16 protein-coding genes are annotated in these 19,961 nt (G+C 45.8%); 10 read left to right on the top strand and 6 right to left on the bottom strand.

The window, feature by feature from the left end; all coding sequences use genetic code 11:
* Positions 1-56 precede the first annotated feature (56 nt).
* The 4 genes from A9237_RS24150 (at position 57) to A9237_RS24165 (ending at position 5,964) form a co-directional block, all read left to right on the top strand.
* Positions 57-716, top strand: coding sequence for an HAD family hydrolase (locus A9237_RS24150; RefSeq protein ID WP_078609916.1), 660 nt, complete (start codon positions 57-59; stop codon positions 714-716).
* A gap of 178 nt (positions 717-894) precedes the next feature.
* Positions 895-1,551 (top strand): TetR/AcrR family transcriptional regulator, encoded by a 657-nt coding sequence (locus A9237_RS24155; RefSeq protein ID WP_027726685.1) that lies wholly within the window; start codon positions 895-897, stop codon positions 1,549-1,551.
* Positions 1,538-2,866 carry an efflux RND transporter periplasmic adaptor subunit gene (locus A9237_RS24160; protein ID WP_078609917.1) on the top strand — a complete coding sequence of 443 codons (1,329 nt, stop codon included), beginning with the start codon at positions 1,538-1,540 and terminating at the stop codon, positions 2,864-2,866. Before A9237_RS24155 ends, A9237_RS24160 begins: the two co-directional genes overlap by 14 nt.
* Positions 2,863-5,964 (top strand): efflux RND transporter permease subunit, encoded by a 3,102-nt coding sequence (locus A9237_RS24165; RefSeq protein ID WP_020196082.1) that lies wholly within the window; start codon positions 2,863-2,865, stop codon positions 5,962-5,964. The genes A9237_RS24160 and A9237_RS24165 overlap by 4 nt, the downstream gene beginning before the upstream one ends.
* 687 nt (positions 5,965-6,651) lie before the next feature.
* Here the strand turns inward: A9237_RS24165 and A9237_RS24175 are convergent.
* The 3 genes from A9237_RS24175 to A9237_RS24185 all read right to left on the bottom strand — a co-directional run bounded on the left by A9237_RS24175 (position 6,652) and on the right by A9237_RS24185 (position 11,529).
* Positions 6,652-6,918 carry a hypothetical protein gene (locus tag A9237_RS24175; protein ID WP_005429553.1) on the bottom strand — a complete coding sequence of 89 codons (267 nt, stop codon included), beginning with the start codon at positions 6,916-6,918 and terminating at the stop codon, positions 6,652-6,654.
* A gap of 281 nt (positions 6,919-7,199) precedes the next feature.
* Complete coding sequence (locus A9237_RS24180; RefSeq protein WP_041056589.1) at positions 7,200-10,358, bottom strand: efflux RND transporter permease subunit; 3,159 nt, start codon at positions 10,356-10,358, stop codon at positions 7,200-7,202.
* A 13-nt stretch (positions 10,359-10,371) separates the two neighbouring features.
* Positions 10,372-11,529 carry an efflux RND transporter periplasmic adaptor subunit gene (locus A9237_RS24185; protein ID WP_078609918.1) on the bottom strand — a complete coding sequence of 386 codons (1,158 nt, stop codon included), beginning with the start codon at positions 11,527-11,529 and terminating at the stop codon, positions 10,372-10,374.
* 589 nt (positions 11,530-12,118) lie between these two features.
* Between A9237_RS24185 and A9237_RS24190 the strand changes: the two genes are divergently transcribed.
* The 3 genes from A9237_RS24190 (at position 12,119) to A9237_RS24200 (ending at position 14,910) form a co-directional block, all read left to right on the top strand.
* Complete coding sequence (locus A9237_RS24190) at positions 12,119-13,636, top strand: phospholipase D family protein (RefSeq protein ID WP_078609919.1); 1,518 nt, start codon at positions 12,119-12,121, stop codon at positions 13,634-13,636.
* Between the two features lie 88 nt (positions 13,637-13,724).
* Positions 13,725-14,312: a class I SAM-dependent methyltransferase gene (locus tag A9237_RS24195; protein WP_009706357.1), complete on the top strand. Its 588-nt coding sequence runs from the start codon at positions 13,725-13,727 to the stop codon at positions 14,310-14,312.
* A gap of 34 nt (positions 14,313-14,346) precedes the next feature.
* Positions 14,347-14,910 carry a GNAT family N-acetyltransferase gene (locus A9237_RS24200; protein ID WP_078609920.1) on the top strand — a complete coding sequence of 188 codons (564 nt, stop codon included), beginning with the start codon at positions 14,347-14,349 and terminating at the stop codon, positions 14,908-14,910.
* 53 nt (positions 14,911-14,963) lie between these two features.
* Here the strand turns inward: A9237_RS24200 and A9237_RS24205 are convergent, their stop codons facing one another.
* Positions 14,964-15,437: an ASCH domain-containing protein gene (locus tag A9237_RS24205; protein WP_078609921.1), complete on the bottom strand. Its 474-nt coding sequence runs from the start codon at positions 15,435-15,437 to the stop codon at positions 14,964-14,966.
* Between the two features lie 195 nt (positions 15,438-15,632).
* Here A9237_RS24205 and A9237_RS24210 point away from each other — a divergent pair, with 195 nt between their 5' ends.
* Complete coding sequence (locus tag A9237_RS24210; RefSeq protein ID WP_020196089.1) at positions 15,633-16,490, top strand: tetratricopeptide repeat protein; 858 nt, start codon at positions 15,633-15,635, stop codon at positions 16,488-16,490.
* Entirely contained in the window at positions 16,487-16,882 is a 396-nt protein-coding gene (locus A9237_RS24215) for a DUF2391 family protein (protein WP_005441475.1), read from the top strand. The genes A9237_RS24210 and A9237_RS24215 overlap by 4 nt, the downstream gene beginning before the upstream one ends.
* 15 nt (positions 16,883-16,897) lie before the next feature.
* Here A9237_RS24215 and soxR read toward each other — a convergent pair whose 3' ends face one another.
* On the bottom strand, positions 16,898-17,338 hold the full coding sequence (gene soxR / locus A9237_RS24220) for a redox-sensitive transcriptional activator SoxR (protein WP_005441477.1): 441 nt from the start codon (positions 17,336-17,338) through the stop codon (positions 16,898-16,900).
* Positions 17,339-17,429: 91 nt separating this feature from the next.
* Here soxR and A9237_RS24225 point away from each other — a divergent pair, with 91 nt between their 5' ends.
* Positions 17,430-18,629: an MFS transporter gene (locus tag A9237_RS24225; protein WP_078609922.1), complete on the top strand. Its 1,200-nt coding sequence runs from the start codon at positions 17,430-17,432 to the stop codon at positions 18,627-18,629.
* Positions 18,630-18,675: 46 nt separating this feature from the next.
* On the opposite strand, the gene A9237_RS24230 is transcribed toward A9237_RS24225, so the two are convergent.
* Complete coding sequence (locus A9237_RS24230; protein ID WP_078609923.1) at positions 18,676-19,794, bottom strand: carbohydrate porin; 1,119 nt, start codon at positions 19,792-19,794, stop codon at positions 18,676-18,678.
* Between the last annotated feature and the right edge of the window lie 167 nt (positions 19,795-19,961).

Here is a 19,961-nt window from a genome sequence, read left to right on the forward strand (position 1 = left end):
CTCTATACTGACCGACACGTTACATCGACCTCAATCCAAACTGTGAGAAGCCAACTATGTCCAAGCCTTTGTATGTTTTTGATCTGGATGAAACCTTAATCAACGCTGACTGCGCAATGATTTGGAATGAATTTATGGTCGAGAAAGGCATCACCACTGCGCCTAACTTTATTGAGGAAGATAAGCGTCTAATGGGCTTGTACGCAGAAGGCAAAATGGACATGGAAGATTACCTCACGTTCTCCATGAAGCCGCTAGAAAACATGCCTATTGAACAGGTCAACGCCTTAGTTGAAGAGTGCGTTGAAAACCATATTCTGGCTAGACAATTCCCGCAAGCCAAAACACTGATTAAACAACTGTCTCGTGATGAGATTGATATGGTCATCATCTCTGCTAGCGCCACTTTTTTGGTTGAAGCAGTTGGTCAACGTATCGGTATTCCTAATGCTCTCGGCATTGATTTAGTCGAGCAAGGCAACTGCTACACCGCAGAAATAGAAGGCATCCCAAGTTATCGAGAAGGTAAGATTACACGCTTAAAACAGTGGCTAGAGGCTCAAACTGAGTCCTACTCAAACATCCATTTCTATACAGATTCGATCAACGACTTACCACTGTGTGAATACGCAGATTACGCCTATCTGGTCAATCCATGCCCTCGTTTAAAAGAACAAGCCGATAGACCGAATTGGACTGTGTTGAGTTGGGGGTAAATCAACTCAACAGCACTTACCCCTTCACTAGATATAAAAGAGCAGACCTTACTGCTCTTTTTTGTGCCTCTCCTTCACAAATTAATCACTTGATTAAATACTGATTAATTTTTCGCATGTCGTATAAGAAATCAGCGTCTTATAATTAATCAAATGTTTAATATCTTGAGAGACGATTGTGACGGAAGCTCATCGAAGGGCGGGAAGACCCACAGATAAAATCGACGCACGGGAGAAGCTGATTTTCCATGCGCGCGAACTCTTCACCATTATGGCTTACGACAAGGTGTCTACTCGCCTAGTCGCGCAGAAAGCAGGCGTGAACGTGGCGATGATTCGCTACTACTTTGGCAACAAAGAGGGCTTGTTCGAGACCATGTTGCGCGAAACGCTGTCGCCGATGCAAAAACAGATGCAGGCATTGATGTCCGACAGTAACGAGAAAAACTTCCTCGACTTAATGCGCACCTACTACCGTGAGATGATCAAAGCGCCACAGTTCCCGCGTTTGATTGCACAAGTCATGCATATGCCTCCTTCAGAGACCCAACGCAAGCTGCTCGAAAAAGTTATCGCGGATATCAGTAAGCCAATGCAAGGCGTGATCTTTGATAAGTTGATCGACAGTGGTGTTTTACGAAAAGACGCCGACCCTCAACTTTGTCGCGTCTCTTACATCAGCTTAATGGTGTTTCCTTTTATGGCGCCACCTTCGTTGCTCGCCCTTCATGGTATCGAGCTCTCAGAAGCCTTCTTGAACCGATTATTCGAACACAACATACAACTGATGAAACATGGATTTTTAGACTCGGGCGACCAATATGAAAATGAATAAAAAGCTGCTGTTCTTTCCTGCTCTTGCTGTTGGGGTCGTCATTCTATTTTTGGCGATTAGCCTCAAGCCAGATTTGCCCGTCAAGCCTGCGGGTGATCGTGCAAGGTTGGTCGAGACAATTCCTCTTGAGCTGAAAGCGATTGCACCTGTTGCTATTGGGTTTGGCAAAATCGCACCAAAAGTTGAGTGGAAAGCGATAGCCGAAGTGACCGGTAAAGTGGTTTACCGTCATCCGCAATTGGAAAAAGGACAAGTGCTGCAAGCAGGAACGGAAATCTTGCGGATCGACCCACTCGATTACGAATTGAAACTGGTTCAAGTTCAAGCCGATCTCAAATCTGCCCAAACCTCTCTGGCTAAGTTGAACCAAGAAGAAGCGAATCTCAAAAGCACACTCAAGATAGAAGCCAACCGTCTGGTTATCGCCAACAAAGAGTTAGACCGTAAACAAAACCTACGTAAGAAAGGCCTAACCTCACAATCGGATGTAGATCAGCAAGAGCAAAGCGCACTCTCTCAACGTAAGTTGGTGCTGGATATCGAAAACCAAATTGGTTTGATGCCGGATGAAAAACGTGTCGCGGAAGCCCTAGTTAAGGTCAATGCATCAAAGGTGGACGAAGCGAAACGCTCACTTGATAAAACCATTATCACCCTTCCTTACGACTTGCGTATTGCAGAAGTCGAAATTGAACAAAACCAAGTGGTTAACCTACAACAGACCATGGTGACAGGACATGGCATTGATGTCATGGAGGTTGAAGCTCAACTGTCCATACATGACATGCAAACTTTGGCAGCGAGTATCGGTGAGTTTGTCCGTGATGAATCTGGTATTCCACAGCCTGATATGAATGCGATTCATGCCAACATTGAACTAAGCAGCGGTAACCTCTCTGCAAGCTGGCCAGCGAAAGTGGCACGCATCAGTGAAACGGTTGATCCAAGCCAAGCGACTGCCGGTGTGATTCTGGAAATTGAACAAGATTACCGTGCATTAAACCCAACTTCTGCGCCGCCATTGGTGAACGGCATGTTTGTGCGTGCCTTGATTGAGGGGCAAGAGAATCCGAGTTGGGTCATCCCAGAGCGTGCGCTTCATGGCGATAAGATTTATCTGATGGGCGATGACAATCGTCTGCAAGTCGTGACGGTTGAAGTGTTATATCGCCGCAATAACCAAGTGGTGATCGATGGCGAATTGGAGCAAGGTCAGAAGCTGATCATCAACGACTTGCTGCCTGCGATTAACGGCATGCTATTGAAAGAGTCACCTGAACCGTCAGAAGCGGCTATTGAGGAGTCTGATTCATGATCCGATTCTTCGCCAAGCACCCAACAGCAGCCAATTTGCTGATGCTAACGCTGTTGATATTGGGGATATCTTCACTTTCCACGATTAAGCGTGAAACCTTTCCTGAGTTTGATCCGCCCTACATCCTAGCCGGTGTGGTTTACCCTGGCGCTTCCCCGCAAGAAGTAGAAGAGAGTATCTGTGTCCGAATGGAAGATGCGGTTGATGGTCTTGCTAACATTGAAGAAACGCAATGTGAAGCGATTGAAGGCTCTGCGCGTCTTATCTTAAAACTGAATGAAGAAGCCGACATCGGCCGCATGTTGGTTGATGTTCAAACTCAGATCAATTCGATAAACGACTTCCCACAAGAAATTGAGTCTCCTGTGGTCCAAGAGCTAGATTGGAATGAGCCAGTTGTGGATGTCGCGATCACTGCAGACACCACATGGCCAGAGCTAAAAGCCTATGCAGAACAACTTAAACGCACATTAAAGCTCGATTATGATGTGTCTTTGGTTGAAGTTGCAGGCTTCTCTGACCACCAATACCGAGTAGAGCTAGACACTCAAGCTATTCGACAACTTGGCTTAAGTGTTGGCGATATTGCTGAGCAGATTGGTCGTCAGAACGTCAAGTTGCCAAGTGGTAATGTCGAGACGCCAGATAAGAACTTTCTGATCCGCTTTGATGAACGACGTGTGACGCCAGAAGAGCTTGAGACTATTGTCGTGGGCTCTGGTCCAAATGGATCAATCATCCGTCTAAGAGACATTGCGACGATTACCGACCGATTTGAATTGGACGAACAGAAAGTCCTCTTTGATGGTCACCCTTCTGCCCTACTAAAAGTCAGCAAAAACAAAGAAGACGATGCACTGCGCATTAAAGAACGTGTTGCTCAATTTGTCGAAGAACAACAAGCCATCGCGCCAGACGGTGTGATGCTACAAATGACCAATGACCTTTCATCCGTGCTTTGGGATCGCCTGACCATGATGGTCAAAAACGGTTGGCAGGGTATCATTCTGGTTTTCGCCACCATGTGGTTGTTCTTTAGTTTTCGCTACTCTTTTTGGGTCGCAGCTGGTTTGCCCGTAGCCTTCTTAGGTGGCTTATTTTTGATGGCGCAACTTGGCCTGTCCATCAACATCATGTCTTTGGTCGGGTTACTCATGGCCATCGGTATCATGATGGATGATGCCATCGTTATTGCCGAATCGATTGCCGCTCACCTCGACCGAGGAGAAGAGATCGATGATGCCGTTATCAAAGGAGTGAAAAAGGTACTGCCAGGGGTAATTTCTTCCTTCCTAACCACGGTGTGTATTTTCGGTAGCTTGTTATTCCTGCAAGGTGAAATGGGTGCAGTACTTAAAGCGGTGCCTCAAGTTCTAATCCTCGTTTTGAGTTTGAGTTTGGTGGAAGCCTTCTTGATTCTACCTAACCACCTTTCTCACTCACTACACAAACAAAAGCAAGAGCGAAAAACACCGAAGTTCAAACAAAAGCTGCTCGCTTCTTTTGAAAACTTCCGCAATACGACCTTGGTCAACGCAGTGGATAAAGTGGTCGAGTATCGCTACGCCTTTATGGGTGGCGTGGTTGCCTTGCTTCTTATCTCCGCAGCCACTTTAGTAGGTGGTTTGCTCAAGTTCCAACCCTTCCCTGAATTGGATGGCGACATTGCAGAAGCGCGCATTATTCTTCCACCAGGTTCTTCTCTGTCTCAAACGGAGGCTGTCGTCGATAAGATCGTCGCTTCCGCTCAAAAGCTAGATAAAGAATGGACAGAAAAAGTGGAAGACGGCAATCCATTGGTTCTGCACATCACCAGTCAATTCAATGCCAATGCCGACGCAAATGAATCAGGCCCTCACATTGCCACGGTACGTCTGGATTTACTTGGCGCAGAGAGTCGTAACACACTCATCGATGAATTTATCGATGCATGGCGCGAAGACATTGGTGAACTTGCCGATCCTATCTCACTGGTATTCAAACAACCGACCATGGGGCCGGGCGGACGAGCAATTGAAATTCGAGCGAAGCATGATGATCTGGATGCGCTCAAAGCGGCTTCTATCGACATTCAGCAATACTTGAATGAGTTTGACGGTGTCCATGGCGTGTTGGATGACATGCGTATGGGTAAAGAAGAAGTCTTGGTTAAACTGCGTCCGGGCGCAGAAGCTTACGGGATTAACGGCCAGCTCATCGCCAATCAATTGCGTGCGGCTTTCTTTGGCCAAACCGCAGACGAAATCCAAGTTGGGGTAGAAAACATTTCCATCGAAGTTCGCCTCGATAAAGCACAAGCCGGTGACTTACAGCAATTGGCAAACTTCCCAATTATCTTGTCCGACGGCAGTCAAATCCCACTCGCGACCATTGCGACTTTGGATTTCCAACGTAATTACGTAAGAATCCAGCGCATTGATGGCTTGCGCACTGTGAGCGTATTCGGCGATATCGACAATACGAAAGCCAACTCGACAGCTATCATTCGTCAGTTCCAACAGGATGAAGCGCCAAAGCTTATGCAAAAGTATCCTGGCCTTCGCTTCGATTTTGAAGGTGAAGCCAAAGATACCGCAGAAACTGGCGCATCAATGGGTAAAGGCTTCTTGCTTGGTTTGTTTGGCGTGTTTGCGATTCTGAGTTACCAATTCCGCAGTTATTTGGAACCATTCGTGGTCATGCTTGCGATTCCCCTCGCCTTTATTGGCGTGGTATGGGGACACATCCTACTCGGTCACTCATTAAGTATGCCAAGTATGATGGGCTTCGTCTCATTAGCGGGGATTGTGGTGAATGACTCGATTCTGTTAGTTCAGTATATACGCCATCATGTCGATGAAGGGGATAATGTGCACGACTCGGTCGTCAAAGCCAGTCGGGAACGCTTTAGAGCAGTATTCCTGACATCAATGACCACTGCAGCAGGTTTGCTTCCGTTACTGACTGAAACCAGTTTGCAAGCACAGGTTATCCAACCACTGGTTATCTCCATCGTGTTTGGTATTTTCGCATCCACTCTGCTGGTGTTATTTATGATCCCTGCCGCGTATGCCATTTTAGCTGACTTCGGCCTAGTCCATAAACACGAAGAGATCTAAAACGACTGATAAGTAAATTTATCAAAATGAACAAGAGCGGCTTAGGTCGCTCTTTTTGTTTTCAGTGAAAAGCGTTAAAAACAACACAAACACTTAACAAATGCAGGGTTATTATGTGGCATTAAGTGCAAATATGAACAATTGAGAATGCGGTATGTCGAGTTTTATATAACCAACTCAAATGATCGCAATAGGATTTATGATAAGTTTTATTATCAAAAACGACATTTAGCACAGTATAAATACACACAGACAACACATTCACAATTTGAACTAACGATAATGAAATCATTGATTGAAGAATTAACATTTTAACAATGATTACAACAATGTTAACTTTAGCCTCGTTGGTCGCACTGGTGGTAAGCCTCTCACCAAGCCTATTGTCAGTATGATATGGACGTTCGACCATCTCCAAAATGAATAGACACCCAATTTGGTGCCCTTTTTTCGCCCGTGAAGGTATTCTTCGCGGGCTTTTTTCTATCTGCCGTATTTCTCCTACTCAATTCCCAGTTTTAGCGCCCCCTCCTCAATCAACAGGCATAAAAAAGCCAACCCATTAATAGGTTGGCAAATAGAGCAACAAGGTTGACGCTGACTGCTCACTAACGTCGTGCTTGTATCGGATGCACTCTGGTTAATCACTCGTCCTTGTGACTAACACGGAATCTTTGTCGTCAGAGGTTATGACTTGGTTGCCTCTGTCTTCTGGCATTTGATCTTTACCAGTTGAGCTTGTTGTTCTTTGATGTGTTTAACAATGCGTTCATCGCGTTCATCAATAGCGTCCATGTTCATTTGTTGGATGTCCGCAACCGCCTCATGCTTCATTGTTGTAAATTCTTGACGTAAATCCGCACTCCACTCTTCTTTGTCTAGAGTGTTAGCAGCAGCGATTGGTGATGACATTACAGCAATAAGACCTAGAGTAGATAGAAATACGCTTTGCATAATAAGCTCCTTAGGGATTAGCAGTTCATTGGGTTGCACTCTATGCATTGCACATAGGATGCCAACTTTTAAAACCTTTAATATCAACAACTTAAACAAAAGTTTATTTTTCTACCATCTGCTCAATGGCGAATTTCACACACACAGTGTTAAATTAACCAACGATATTCATGAATATTTAACCATTCACTCAATTTATATTATAGATAGTCCATTTCAGCTCGCTTAAGGCACAAAAAAAGCAGCCCGAAGGCTGCTTTAGATTTTCGCTTTAGGTGAAACTAGCTTTGCGTGCTTTCGTTGCCGACAGTGTTTGATGACTGTGATTTGAACTTACCTATCAAGCGACCAAAGAATCGTTTAATAATGCGGAAGATGTTTTTAATATCCTCTAGCATCAGGTACAAACAAGGCACCAGAATCAAGGTAAGGACAGTTGCAAACAGAACGGCAAAACCAAGCGCGACCGCCATCGGGATAACAAAACGCGCCTGCAAGCTGGTTTCAAACATGATAGGAAGTACACCAGCGAAGGTGGTAATAGACGTCAGCGTGATCGCTCGAAAACGAGCACAGCCTGCTTCAACAACCGCTTGCTTAATGCTCATGCCTTTTTCTCGCACTTGGTTAACGTAATCTGTCATTACCAAGGAATCGTTGATGACCACACCCGCTGCCGCGATTAAACCAAACGTCGACATCATGCTGATGTCCATATCCAACCAGAAGTGTCCCCAAATCGCACCCGTTAAGCTAAACGGAATTACCGACATGACGATAAGCGGTTGGGTGTAGCTCTTAAGCGGCACGGCCAGCAAGATGTATACGATGATCATGCCTGCAATGAAGAACATGATTTGCTCGTTACGCTGCGCAGCTTGCTCTTCGATGTCACCACCCAATTCCGTTTTCACACTTGGGAAGGCTTGCTTCATGTCCGGTAAGATGTTGTCATCGATAACTTTCACGACTTCTTGAGGTTCAACCAACTCTTCATCTATAGAGCCATAGACATAAACGGTTTGATAACCGCCTTCACGTCGAATGGTACTCACACCCGGTTGCTCGTTGATTTTCACCACATCACCAAGCATTACCTTCTTGCCTGCTGGTGTGGTAATCACAGCGTAACGTAGTGATGAGAAGGCTTCACGCGTCAGTTGCGGGTAACGCACCATGACCTTAATTTCTTCGCCATCGCGAATAATGCGCTGCGCTTCACCACCGTAGAAACTGCCACCTACTTGCTCTGCGATCATGGTGAGATCCAAGCCCAAATCATAAGCAACAGGAGCTAGTGATAGCAGTACCTCTTTACTACCAGAATCGATAGAGGAAGAGATATCGTACAGACCTTCCTCTTGCTGAAGTCGACCAATCAGGTAGCGACCTGCTTCGTTTAGCTCGTTAATGTCCGAACCAAACAGCAAGTAACCAAACTCGTCGCGGTCACCGCCACCTGCACTTTGCTCGCGGATCTTAAAGCTCTTCATGCCCGGAATAACTGGCATTGCCTCACGCCAGCGACGTGCAAGTTCAAAGGTATTGAATGGACGCAGTTCTTCATCCACAAGCGGTACAAGAATACGACCTTCAGTGCGGCTTCGGTTGTAAGAAAGCACATCACGAATCATCCCCTGACCATGCTCATCAATGATCTGGTTTTCGATTTTCTGCATCACGCCTTCAATGGTTTTTAACGCATTGATGGTTTGCTCGCTCGATACCGTGTCATTCATCTCAATCGTAATCGCCGGATAATCCGTTGGAACTTTCGGGTTTGGAATCACACGCACGTAGTTCGAGCTAACTAAAGCAGCACTAATCAGTAACAGACCACAGAAGAAGGCAAAAACGGTCCAACGCCAATGGGTACAAGCCTTAACGAAGCTGCGGTAAGGACCATTAACAAAGCCGAAGAAACGCTTGTTGAAATTATCACGCCAACCGCCTGCTTTGATTGGTGTAAAGTTGGTGTGTGCTAAGTGAGCTGGAAGGATCAGCTTAGATTCTATCAAGCTGAAGATAAGACACAGGATCACGACACCCGCAATGCCGTAGAAGAAGGCACTATCGATCCCACTTGAGAGTAGAAATGGGGCAAACACCGCTATCGTGGTTAACACACCAAAGGTCGCCGGAGTCGCGACACGCTTAACACCCGTCACAACGTTCTCAACACCACCGCCCTTCTCTTCGATCTCGCTGTAGGCACTTTCCCCAGTTACGATGGCGTCATCCACCACGATACCGAGCACCATGATAAAGGCGAACAAAGACACAATATTCACGGTGATACCCAGCATTGGCATCATCATCACTGCGCCTAAGAAACACACTGGTAGCCCCAACATTACCCACATTGCTAAGCGGAAACGAAGGAATACTGAGAGCATGATGGCAACCAACGCGGCACCTTGAAGAAGGTTCTTCAACATCATGTCGAGACGACCATTTAGGTAGTAGGTCATATCAACGAGAACTTTCAGTTGAATGTCATCAGGTAAGGTTTTGTTCTTTGCTTCTATGTAGTTACGAACGGATTCAGCAACTGGGATGATGTTTTGATCACGCGTGGCTTGAACCGCCATGTAGATCGCGTTTTGCCCCGAGTATTCGAAGTAACGGTCTTCTTCTGTGAAACCGTCTTTAATCGTTGCGATGTCTTGTAGCAGAACTTTTGCACCGTTTGCACCAAGCTTAACAGGGATATTGCGGAACTCATCACCACGGTAGTATTGGTTCTCAATACGTACTGCGATCATGCCTGCGTTGGTTTTTACTTCACCAGCAGAAAAGTTCGCTGAGTAACGACGAATCGCGTTGCTCACATCACTTAGCGTTAAGTCATATTTACGAAGAATCAGCGGATCAACTTCTATAGCAATCTCTTCTTCTGGTGCATTAAGATCCACCAGCATGACATTTTTCAGTTGGAGTAATTCGTCTTCAACTTGTTTAGCGATAGGTTTGAGCTCTTCCAGTGGTCTATCGCCCACCAAACCCATTTCTATCACCTCTTGTCGCCATTCCACTTGATAAACGTTGATGGGTTCCATGCCTGCCGGCAAATTGGATAAGGTGTCTACCCGTTGCTTTACATCGTCCAGCACGCGTTTGATGTCGGCATTCACATCCACTTCTATCGATACATAAGCGCTGCCTCGAGAAGCTCGTGCCACGGTCTTTTTGATGCCAGTGACGTCTTTTATCGATTCTTCAACTTTAACCAAGATACTCTCTTCAATCTCTTGCGGAGAGGCACCAGGGTAAGCCGCTCGAATGTTGATGTAGTTAACTTCAACGTTCGGGAACATTTGTCGTTGAATGAACATGAAGCTCACGATACCCATCACGATGATGAACACCATCATTAGGTTCGCGGCGACAGAGTTATTCGCAAAATAGGCAATGATGCCCTTTTGTTGATTCTCTTCCATGATTGACTCCTACTTACTGTACGACGGTTTCGGAGTCGTCATTCTTTTTTGCAACTTGGACAGCCATACCTTTTTGCGGGTACTCAGGTAACGTCAGAACCAGCTTATCTGATTGCTCAAGACCTTCCCCCACAAGTAGGAACTCGCCCTCTGCACGAAGTACGTTAACCGTTCTAGGTTGCAGTTCGTTTTCGCCATTCACGACCCAAACGGTGCGGTTCTTAACTAGCTCCTGAGGGAGACGATAAATGTGCTTGAGTTCTTTGCCGGTAAAGCTCACTTCAACGTATGAACCAAACTTAATCGGTGGTTGATTGTTGTCCAGACCATATGGGTCACGAACTTGAATCACCATATTGATCATGCGCGTCGCGCTGTCGATCATGCCGAGATCGCGAACGACTTTGCCTTCACGAGTCGTCGATAGAATGCCTTGCTGCGTTACAGTCGCACGTAGCTCTTTCAAAGATTCAGGAAGGAATGCGCTGTCAAAACCAGCAATAGGAACGTGGATCTCTGCCACTTCGATATTATTCAAGGTTGCAACGCGAGAGCCGGAAGAGACAAATTGCCCCACACCGATATCACGCTCAACAACAAGTGCATCGTATGGCGCAATCACTTTACAGTTTTCTAGGTCACGCTTAGCTCGCTTCAACGCTGCTTGTGCAGACTTGACTTGCGCCTGAGCACTCAAGACATGGGGCTTGCGTAGGTAAAGGTCTGTGACTTGTTTGTCGCTTAACTTTTTCGCTTGGCGTTTTGCGACTTCCGCTTTGGCTTGTTCCTCGATCAATGCAGCACGTGCACTTGCCAAGCCCGCTTCTGCTTGTAGAACGGCCGCTTCGTAGTTATCACTTTCAATCGTGAATAACACTTCACCACGCTTTACGATTCCACCCGTCACAAAATTTGGGTGCCAACTGATCACTTCGCCGCTAACTTGCGCTGCTAAGTGCGTTTTTTCGAATGGACGCATTTCACCGTGACTGGTGATAACAACTTTATGATCGGTAGGAAAAAGTGAAGAAGTTTGTACTGTGGGTTCAGTAATGGTGTCTTTGATTGACTCTTTTTCGGGCGCAGTAGCGGCAATCGCGGCATAACCCGCATAAGAACCACCAACTACGACGAAGGGTAAAAGCCAACGTAATACTGGTTTTGCTAACATCAAAAATCCTTTTTTATTTTTGTATTCTCCTGTTCATCCCCGTCAGGCCTTCGCCTTAGAGCTAAATTAACAAACGAAACGTTCGATAACCCAAACTCCAACTCCCCGCGGACAAACAGTGAGTGTTTGCATCTGAAATAGACAACTTTATAAGAGCGCCGTGCTTCTGCTGTGTTTCGCGATTATCAATCACAAAAGAACTATCCATGGCAAGTTAATAAAATTAACAAAAACTTAACCATCTCCGCAAGTTACGACCTCTCACGCTCACTGTTTATACGCAATCGTCATGCCAAACGTTTACCCTTTAAATATCAATAAGTTAAATTAAATCGGCAATTTCTCTCAGTGCAGTGTTGGTAATTACCACCAGATATTAGTGATATTGACCATTCCTGAGCAAAACATAAGCAAAAAACATGATATTGTCCGCCCGAATAATATGCTTTCCAAAAACCATATCGAGTCATTCAGATTCGGTTGCTTTATTGAGAAATCTGCGACTTGGCTACAATCACTCGCGTTACCCAGATTTAAAGCTTGATATATAATCAAAGAGTTACGTTGTGTATTAACAAGGAAGTGTGCATTGCTACGTTCTCTCTCTAAAGCCTTACTCGGTTCAATGCTTGTACTTGTCTCGGCTTGTTCCTCAATTCAGCCAAGAGATCCAAGTGAGAAATCCACCAGTTTTCAGTTCGGATATCAAAGCGACTCATCGTTGGCAGAGTTCTTTGAAAGTTACGACAAAGACCCTAACTCAGATACTGGCTTTTACCCTCTTAATCAGGGAAACGACGCGCTATTAGCTCGAATAGCACTGATTGAATCTGCCGAAAAAAGCCTAGATTTGCAGTACTACATCTATCGCAGTGACGAGACCAGTCAACTGATAACTTGGCGTTTGTATGAAGCAGCACAACGTGGCGTACGCGTTCGCCTACTTCTCGATGACATGCAAAAGCGAAATGATGCAGGAATGGCAGAGTTGAACGCTCACCCAAACATCGAAATCCGACTGTTTAACCCGCACCAATATCGAGATGCACGTGTATTTGCACTGGCAAGTGATTTTGACCGCCTTAATCGTCGCATGCACAACAAGGCTCTGATTTCCGATAGTGTGTCTGCCATTGTCGGCGGCAGAAACATTGGCAATGAATACTTCTCCTTCGAGTCCAATGTCGAGTTTGGTGATTTCGATTTGATGCTATATGGCGAGGCCGTGACGCAAACGGCGGATCAATTTGATTTGTATTGGAATAGCCTCTATGCCATCCCAATGGAATGGATTGTGCCTGAGTCTGAAAAAGTGGCAGATGATGCGATTCAAGCGCAGGTGAAAAAGCTCAAATTGGAAGAGAAGTTTTCTACCGGTCCCTATAACTTCAAAGAGTTAGACCTGTACGAGGAGCTCCAACAAGGCAAACTAAAACTATATTGGGGACAAGGCCAAGTGTGGTTCGATTTACCCGACAAAATTGCCACTCAAGAAAGTCAACTGGTAGCGAACTTAGGTGAACTCCTTGAGAGCGTTGAAGATTCTTTTGTTCTAATTTCCCCTTACTTTGTGCCGACAGAATCCGGAACAAAGGCTCTGACTGATGCGGCAAAACGAGGGATTGATATCACCATCGTGACGAATAGCTTGGCATCAAACGATGTGTTCGCTGTGCACGGTTGGTACGCCAAGTACCGTGAAGATTTGGTCAAAGCAGGCATTAAATTATGGGAAGTAAAAGCCAGCGCGAAAATCAAAAGCAAATGGAGCTTAACCGGTAGCAGCCGAGCGAGTCTGCACGCCAAAGCCATGATGATCGATGGGAAAACCTTGTTTGTAGGTTCGATGAACTGGGATCCGCGTTCGGCTGAGCTTAATACAGAGATGGGCGTAGTTATGGAGCAACCAGAGTACGTGCAAAAACAACAAACCGTTTTGCCAGAGCAGTTGAAAGAAAATGCCTATCAACTCATCATCAAAGATGGTGATATCGCATGGATTGATCAAGCAACAGGCGAAGAATTCGATTCAGAGCCAGAAGCCAGCGTGTGGCGAAAAATGGGCGCTTGGTTCTCGGGCATTCTGCCAATCGAGGATCAGCTCTAGCTTCCCTTCGAGGACAAAGTCAACAAAACTAAATCAAAACGCTATTCAACACTGAGTAGCGTTTTTTACACATAAGAAAGGAATCGCAATGTCAGTAACATGGAACGATTACTATCAAAAGGTTGCGAGCCAACCTCACCGACCAAACGTAGAACGTGCCGCCAACCTGCTTACGCTCGACAACAAAATAGCCATTGATGCAGGATGCGGTACCGGTCGAGATTCCAACTACCTCCTCAATCAAGGCTTTACGGTTTACGCGTTTGACACTCATCAAGATGCGGTGGAAACTTGCTTGACGCGTTTCGAAGGCAATCCTAACTTTTCCATATCGCAGTCTTGCTTTAGTGACTTTGATTACCCGCCATGCAGCTTGTTCATTGCCAGTGCGAGTTTGTTCTTCTGCCCTAGTGAGCACTTTGAAAGCGTGTGGCAGAGAATCGATTCAGCCTTAGTTTCCGGTGGTGTTTTTTGTGGGGATTTACTGGGCGTGAAAGACTCTTGGGTCAAAGCCAAAACGCATCCAGACATCAGTGCGTTCACCAGAGAGCAAGTCGAAGCATTGTTTGAAGGATATGACATTCTCCACTTTCATGAGCGGGATGAAGATGGCAGCACAGCCCTAGGTAATGCTAAACATTGGCACATGTTCAGCGTCACTGCGGTCAAACGTTAATTCGTTACTCTTATTCGTTACTAAAAGGAGTGTTATGTACCATTTCCAAGGCGTCACATTAAGGCGAGCCGTTCCGGAAGAAGCCAAAGCGCTCTATAAGCTCATTACTGAGGATGAACGCTGGGCGCAATTCAATGGTCCTTACTTCCCTTATCAAACACCGACATTAGAAGGCTTTCGTAATCACACCTTTCAACGCCTACTGAAAGGCGAGGACATGTTATTGATTGAGTTCGAAGGTAAGCCCGTTGGTTCAGTGAGTTGGTATTGGGAATGTGAGAGCACCCGTTGGCTTGAAGCTGGCATCGTCATTTACGATTCGAACTATTGGGATAAAGGGTTGGGATTTTGTGCGCTCGTACCATGGATTAGCCATATATTCGAAACCCAAGACATAGCACGAGTAGGTTTAACAACATGGTCTGGTAACCCAAGAATGATGCGTTGCGCAGAAAAGCTTGGCATGCAACAGGAAGCCCGGATTCGTAAAGTGCGTTACTACCAAGGCGAGTACTACGACTCCATCAAATACGGCGTATTAAGAGAAGAATGGCAAACGCTGATCCAACGGCTCTATAGCCAAGAACAATTAGCGTAAATCATCGTAGTTAATGAAAAGGCTTGGCAACGCGCCAAGCCTTTTTCGTTGGGTTACTTGGATATAGGGTAAACCACTCTAAAACGCTCAAGTACCAACAAACGTTGCTCATGCCAGTCGATGCCAAGCTCTTCACATTCCGCTTTAAAGAATTTAGTGTGTGCTTCTCTCCACCAAGCTATTGTCCGGTCGCCTTCCCCTTCAGCTTGGGCAAACTCTTCACTCACATCCGAATATCGGGAGGTACTGACGTCTGTGATTTCAATAATACAAACAGGTTCGCCGTCCCAATTGGTCACCACTTGTAAGTGCCCCACTTGAGGCATCATCTCTCCGTGTTCGCTGTACCAGAGTTCCATACTGCAAGAAGCCGTTTTCTGGCCGATTCTCACCAGCTCAGCACAAGTATTAGCGTTGTACTCGTCAGCACAATAATAATCAGCACTTACGGAGGGGATCGCTGCTTGCTCTTTTCCAGAGAGCGTCTCCAAATATTGGTTGAGATAAGCTTGTGCTTTGGCGTCCATACTTCTGTTCCTTGGTTCTGCTTTTCCATCGCTTTACTAACCGGAAAGAGTATCCATCCATCATCAAAAGAACAAGATATGAGCCCATCAGAACGCTTTATAAAACAAGCATTTTTCATCTGATTTTTGCTAAACCTTGTCTGTATTTGCTATGGTTTCAGAGATTCATCCATTCTCGACGCAAAAGGACGTTCTATGCGCTTAATCATCGGCATCTTCTTCGCTGCTCTGCTCTCCTTTCCAACTCTTGCATCCGAAGAAAAGTATTCAGAATCCGACCTTTTGGATAGACCATTAATGGAGCGTTATATCCTTGATGAGTTGAAGTCGCTGCGTCAGGAACAACAGGATTTAGAACGAAGAATGATTGTTGAAATCACCGACCGTGAGTTAACGGTGGCTGATAAATCTTTGAACTACGCTAACGTGACGGTGACCTACTTCTTCTACATCATTGCTGGTGTCGCTTCACTTATTGCTTTTGTAGGTTGGCAATCTCTGCGCGAGTTTAAGCACAACACCAAAGAGATGGCAGACAAGCGATTAGAAAAGATCGCTCAGGAATACGAGAAAAAGTTCGTGGCGTTGGAGCGTGACTTGAAACGTAAAACCCGCATCATCAGCGAAAACAACAAAGAGATTGAGAAGATCAACGAAATCCATAACTTATGGCTTCGTGCACAAAGCTCACAAACTCCGGAACAACGCATCGACATCTACGATGAAATTTTGCTTGTTCGCCCTGGTGATTTAGAAGCGCTGACTTACAAAGCCGACGCCGCTATGGAGATCAAAGAGTACCACTGGGCACTGAGCTTATGTAACAGAGTTCTGGAAGTGGACGATACGAACGGCCCAGCCCTTTACCAACGCGCTTGTGCCTACTCTCGTTTAGGGATTGAAGAGCAAGCGATTGAAGACTTAGAGCGTGCGATTGATACCAGCCCTTCCATTCGCGATCTGTTAGCGGAAGAACAAGATCTCGAGCTGCTTCACGGCAATGAGCGCTTTGAGCAGCTCTTAGCAAGCAGCACGCCTGAGTCTCAAGCATGAGCAGCCACTTTAACCTCGAAGATGCCAGCCAAGTTTTAGTTGGCGCTTTTGCTCTCGCCGTCCCAATTTCTTTCTCGGAAGAAGCGTGGCGCTTGGGTGAAAGCTTGCCGATGTTGAATTTGCTGATGCTATTCAGCTTGTCTGTGCTCTTCTTAGGTTTTTTTGCTTATCAAAGCGTATTTCAAAGCAACATAAAAACGCGCGTTGCCGTTTTCATCTTTCGTGTGGTAATTGCCTACTTCATCGCCGCTGTGGTGGTGGCTTTAGTGCTATTCTGCATCAACAAACTTCCTTTATTCACCGACCCACTTATCGCCCTCAAACGGGTGATTGTGATTACTATGCCTGCTTCAATGGGCGCGATTGTGGTGGATAGTTTCGATAAGGAATAACCAGCTCAGCCGTTGTTATGACTCTTGTTCGTCGAGGGTCAGGTTCGAACCAGCATGATCTTTACCGAGCACATCTTCTGGGTTTCTTAATGCACAAGTTTCTAGTGAGAGACACCCGCAACCAATACAACCTCCCAAATCGTTTTGTAGCGCTTTGAGCTTTTGAATCTTTTGTTCTAACTGCTCATGCCAATGACTGGCCATGGTTTCCCATTGCTGCTTGTTTGGTGCTTGATGCTTGGGCAGCTCTTCTAATGCCACTTTGATCTCTTCTAACGACAATCCAACTTGCTGCGCTGCTTTGATCACAGCCACACGACGAAGTACGCTGCGATGGTAGCGACGTTGATTACCTTGATTTCTCCAGCTTGAAATCAATCCCTTCTGCTCATAAAAGTGCAGCGCTGATACCTTCACTCCAGAGCGCTTTGCCACCTCGCCTACGCTGATTTCCATTTCTGACCTCTTGTTTAAAAAAACGCTTTACCTCAAGTTTACTTGAGGTCCTAAAGTTACACCACGTTAACAAATTAAGCAGATAAAAACGATGAAAAATAAAACGCTGCCCTACTTGGCTGGGCGATTCTTCGATAGCATTTCTTCCGGATTATTCATGATGGCACTTCCATGGGTAATGTTGGCTGAACCGGGAATGGGAACCTTTGTTGCTTTGGTCTCACTCTCTTGTACTGCGGTTTCTTTCTTGGCTACACCTTTCTTCTCCACTCTTATCGACCGCCATTCAAGAAAGCAGTTACTCGTGCTCAATCAGTGGTTACAAGCTGGTATGGCGTTCATCATTTTTGTCGCGTACTGGTTTGAGCTTGGCTCACATTGGTTGTTAGCGTTTGCACAATTGGTCTATTGGGTATCCAGTAACTTCGCATGGACAACCAACAATGCTTTCACCCAAGAGAACTACCAACGCCATGAATACGCCAAAATTTCCGGTCAGCAAGAAATCGTGATGCAATCGACCACGCTGGGCGCAGGCGCTCTGGGTATCGTGTTATTAGAGATGTGGGGCATGAAGGAATTTGCTTTGTTTGCTGCCTCAGCTTCTTCTATCGCCGCCCTTTTCTATATGGCCACGCCGTACGTGCAGCAAATCAGAGACACTCACACTGTTGCCTTTATGTCGCAGTTAAAAGAGAGCAAGCAAATCTTTGCTAAAGAGCCGACCTTTTACGCTTTCATTTTGCTGTCCTGCCTGTCTTATCCTATTCTGACTTACCTTGGAAAGTTGGTGCCTATCTGGTTCTCGGAGCAAGGTATCTCGGGTGATTGGTACGCAGGGTTTAACATCAGCTTTGGCTTGGGTTCATTACTAACCGGATTTATCGTTACCAAGGTACTGAATCAGTTTGGTCACACCAGCATTATTGTCGTATCGATGAGCGTGTTAGTAATTGCTTTAGTTGGAATGAGCTTATCCGCACATCCACTGACCATTCTGATGTTTACTGCGCTCTTTGGCACATTTAACGCGTTGAATCGACTCGCAAGAATCAATTGGATGCACCACACTGTCTCTGTCCATCAACGAGGGCGAGTCGACGGCGGAATCAGCATGTTCGCCACTACCGTGCAATCTTTAAGTTATGTTGTTATTGCGATGTTGAGCCACTATGGCTTGACCAAGTATGGCTTCATTCTGGCGGCTGGCACCATGGCGATGGCAGTCTGTGTGATGTGGTATTTGAATCATAAAATGAATGGCGATGGTCAACTTGCCACAAGCCAATAACAAAAAGCCCAGCAATCGCTGGGCTTTTGGCTTCCAAAGGGAGGAATTAGAATTCGTAGTATAGGCGAACACGCGCACCGAAATCGTCTTCTTCAGCAAAGGCAGTTGCATCCGATTGCTGCGTCAGTTTGTTGTCGACCATAGTGTAGTAAGTGCCTAGTAGGATTGAGAAATCCTGAACTTCTAGCACATCACGGAATGCGTAAGAAGCGTACCAAGTTGATACGTTTACGTCACCTTCCGCCCAAGAAGAAAACTCTTTGTTTTCGAATTCGTTCGTTGAGTAGATGTAGCCAAGACCTAGGTTATTCCACAATGCGTTCACACCTGCCGACATGTTGTTCTCGTCTACTGCATCTAGGTAAGAAACACTTGCGTTCACAGACCAATCACCGCTTGTCCAGTTACCTGTTAAGCCGTACCCCGTACGATCTGAGATGTCCACGCCATCGGCAACAATAGCGTTAGAAACTAGGTTAGTCTCCATCGATGCTGCGACTGTGAAATCACCCATTTGGTAAGCAACGACAGGGCGTAGTAGGAACGCATCTTTACTTTCTGTGATTTCTTTACCGTGGTAATAACCACCAACGCCGCCATCAAATAAGTTAGAACGGTCACCCAACATCGCACCAACTTCTACATATAGGTTGCCGAATGTTTGGTTGTACATGATCTGACCATCAGAACCACGACCGCGCGCTTCTTTCATTTGGTAAGAGTATGCCGCACCGTCTGCGTATAGGTCATTCGCCGTATCGCCTGAATACTCAAGGAATACGTCTAGGCCCACAGGGAACATATCATAAGCTTCGAAACGACCCGCTTTAATCGCCCAACCGTCTTTCTTACCAAATTCAAAGTACGCGTCATCCAGTGCGATGTTGCCTGTACTTTCAAAAAGAGGCTGTGCTTTGACACCCACATAGTGACCGTTGCTGGTGTACTTCTCACCCGCAAACTCGATAAGTACGCGACCGTCTTGGTTGAACTCGCTGTCGTCATTGGCGTTTGATTCACGATCTTCAAAGTTGAAGTTTAGCTCTACGTTACCGCCAACCGAGAAGTTACCTTCTTCGTTGTCAACGATGCTGATACCTGCGTTTGCAGTCATTGCTGTTGATACTAAAACAGCTGCTAGCGAAAGCTTAAAAGTGTTGTTCATGTGAACCCCTATATTTGTATTTTTTAATAGTTTGCCCGCCTTAAAGGAGGGCTTATGTGTAGCTATGGACAAAAAAGAACTGCTAATTAACTGGCCGATCATTAGCAGTGGACGGGGCTAATTCTTGATCAACGAAATCAGCAAAACAATATTGCTAAACCGTTTTT

Source organism: Vibrio owensii, assembly GCF_002021755.1.
In the GTDB taxonomy this organism is placed as follows: domain Bacteria; phylum Pseudomonadota; class Gammaproteobacteria; order Enterobacterales; family Vibrionaceae; genus Vibrio; species Vibrio owensii.

Coding starts and splice junctions, on each gene's coding strand:
- A9237_RS24180 (WP_041056589.1), bottom strand. CDS start 10,358: ATGGAAGAGAATCAACAAAAGGGCATCATTGCCTATTTTGCGAATAAC.
- A9237_RS24200 (WP_078609920.1), top strand. CDS start 14,347: ATGTACCATTTCCAAGGCGTCACATTAAGGCGAGCCGTTCCGGAAGAA.
- A9237_RS24160 (WP_078609917.1), top strand. CDS start 1,538: ATGAAAATGAATAAAAAGCTGCTGTTCTTTCCTGCTCTTGCTGTTGGG.
- A9237_RS24225 (WP_078609922.1), top strand. CDS start 17,430: ATGAAAAATAAAACGCTGCCCTACTTGGCTGGGCGATTCTTCGATAGC.
- A9237_RS24175 (WP_005429553.1), bottom strand. CDS start 6,918: ATGCAAAGCGTATTTCTATCTACTCTAGGTCTTATTGCTGTAATGTCA.
- A9237_RS24195 (WP_009706357.1), top strand. CDS start 13,725: ATGTCAGTAACATGGAACGATTACTATCAAAAGGTTGCGAGCCAACCT.
- A9237_RS24150 (WP_078609916.1), top strand. CDS start 57: ATGTCCAAGCCTTTGTATGTTTTTGATCTGGATGAAACCTTAATCAAC.
- A9237_RS24210 (WP_020196089.1), top strand. CDS start 15,633: ATGCGCTTAATCATCGGCATCTTCTTCGCTGCTCTGCTCTCCTTTCCA.
- A9237_RS24215 (WP_005441475.1), top strand. CDS start 16,487: ATGAGCAGCCACTTTAACCTCGAAGATGCCAGCCAAGTTTTAGTTGGC.
- A9237_RS24165 (WP_020196082.1), top strand. CDS start 2,863: ATGATCCGATTCTTCGCCAAGCACCCAACAGCAGCCAATTTGCTGATG.
- A9237_RS24230 (WP_078609923.1), bottom strand. CDS start 19,794: ATGAACAACACTTTTAAGCTTTCGCTAGCAGCTGTTTTAGTATCAACA.
- A9237_RS24205 (WP_078609921.1), bottom strand. CDS start 15,437: ATGGACGCCAAAGCACAAGCTTATCTCAACCAATATTTGGAGACGCTC.
- A9237_RS24185 (WP_078609918.1), bottom strand. CDS start 11,529: ATGTTAGCAAAACCAGTATTACGTTGGCTTTTACCCTTCGTCGTAGTT.
- soxR (WP_005441477.1), bottom strand. CDS start 17,338: ATGGAAATCAGCGTAGGCGAGGTGGCAAAGCGCTCTGGAGTGAAGGTA.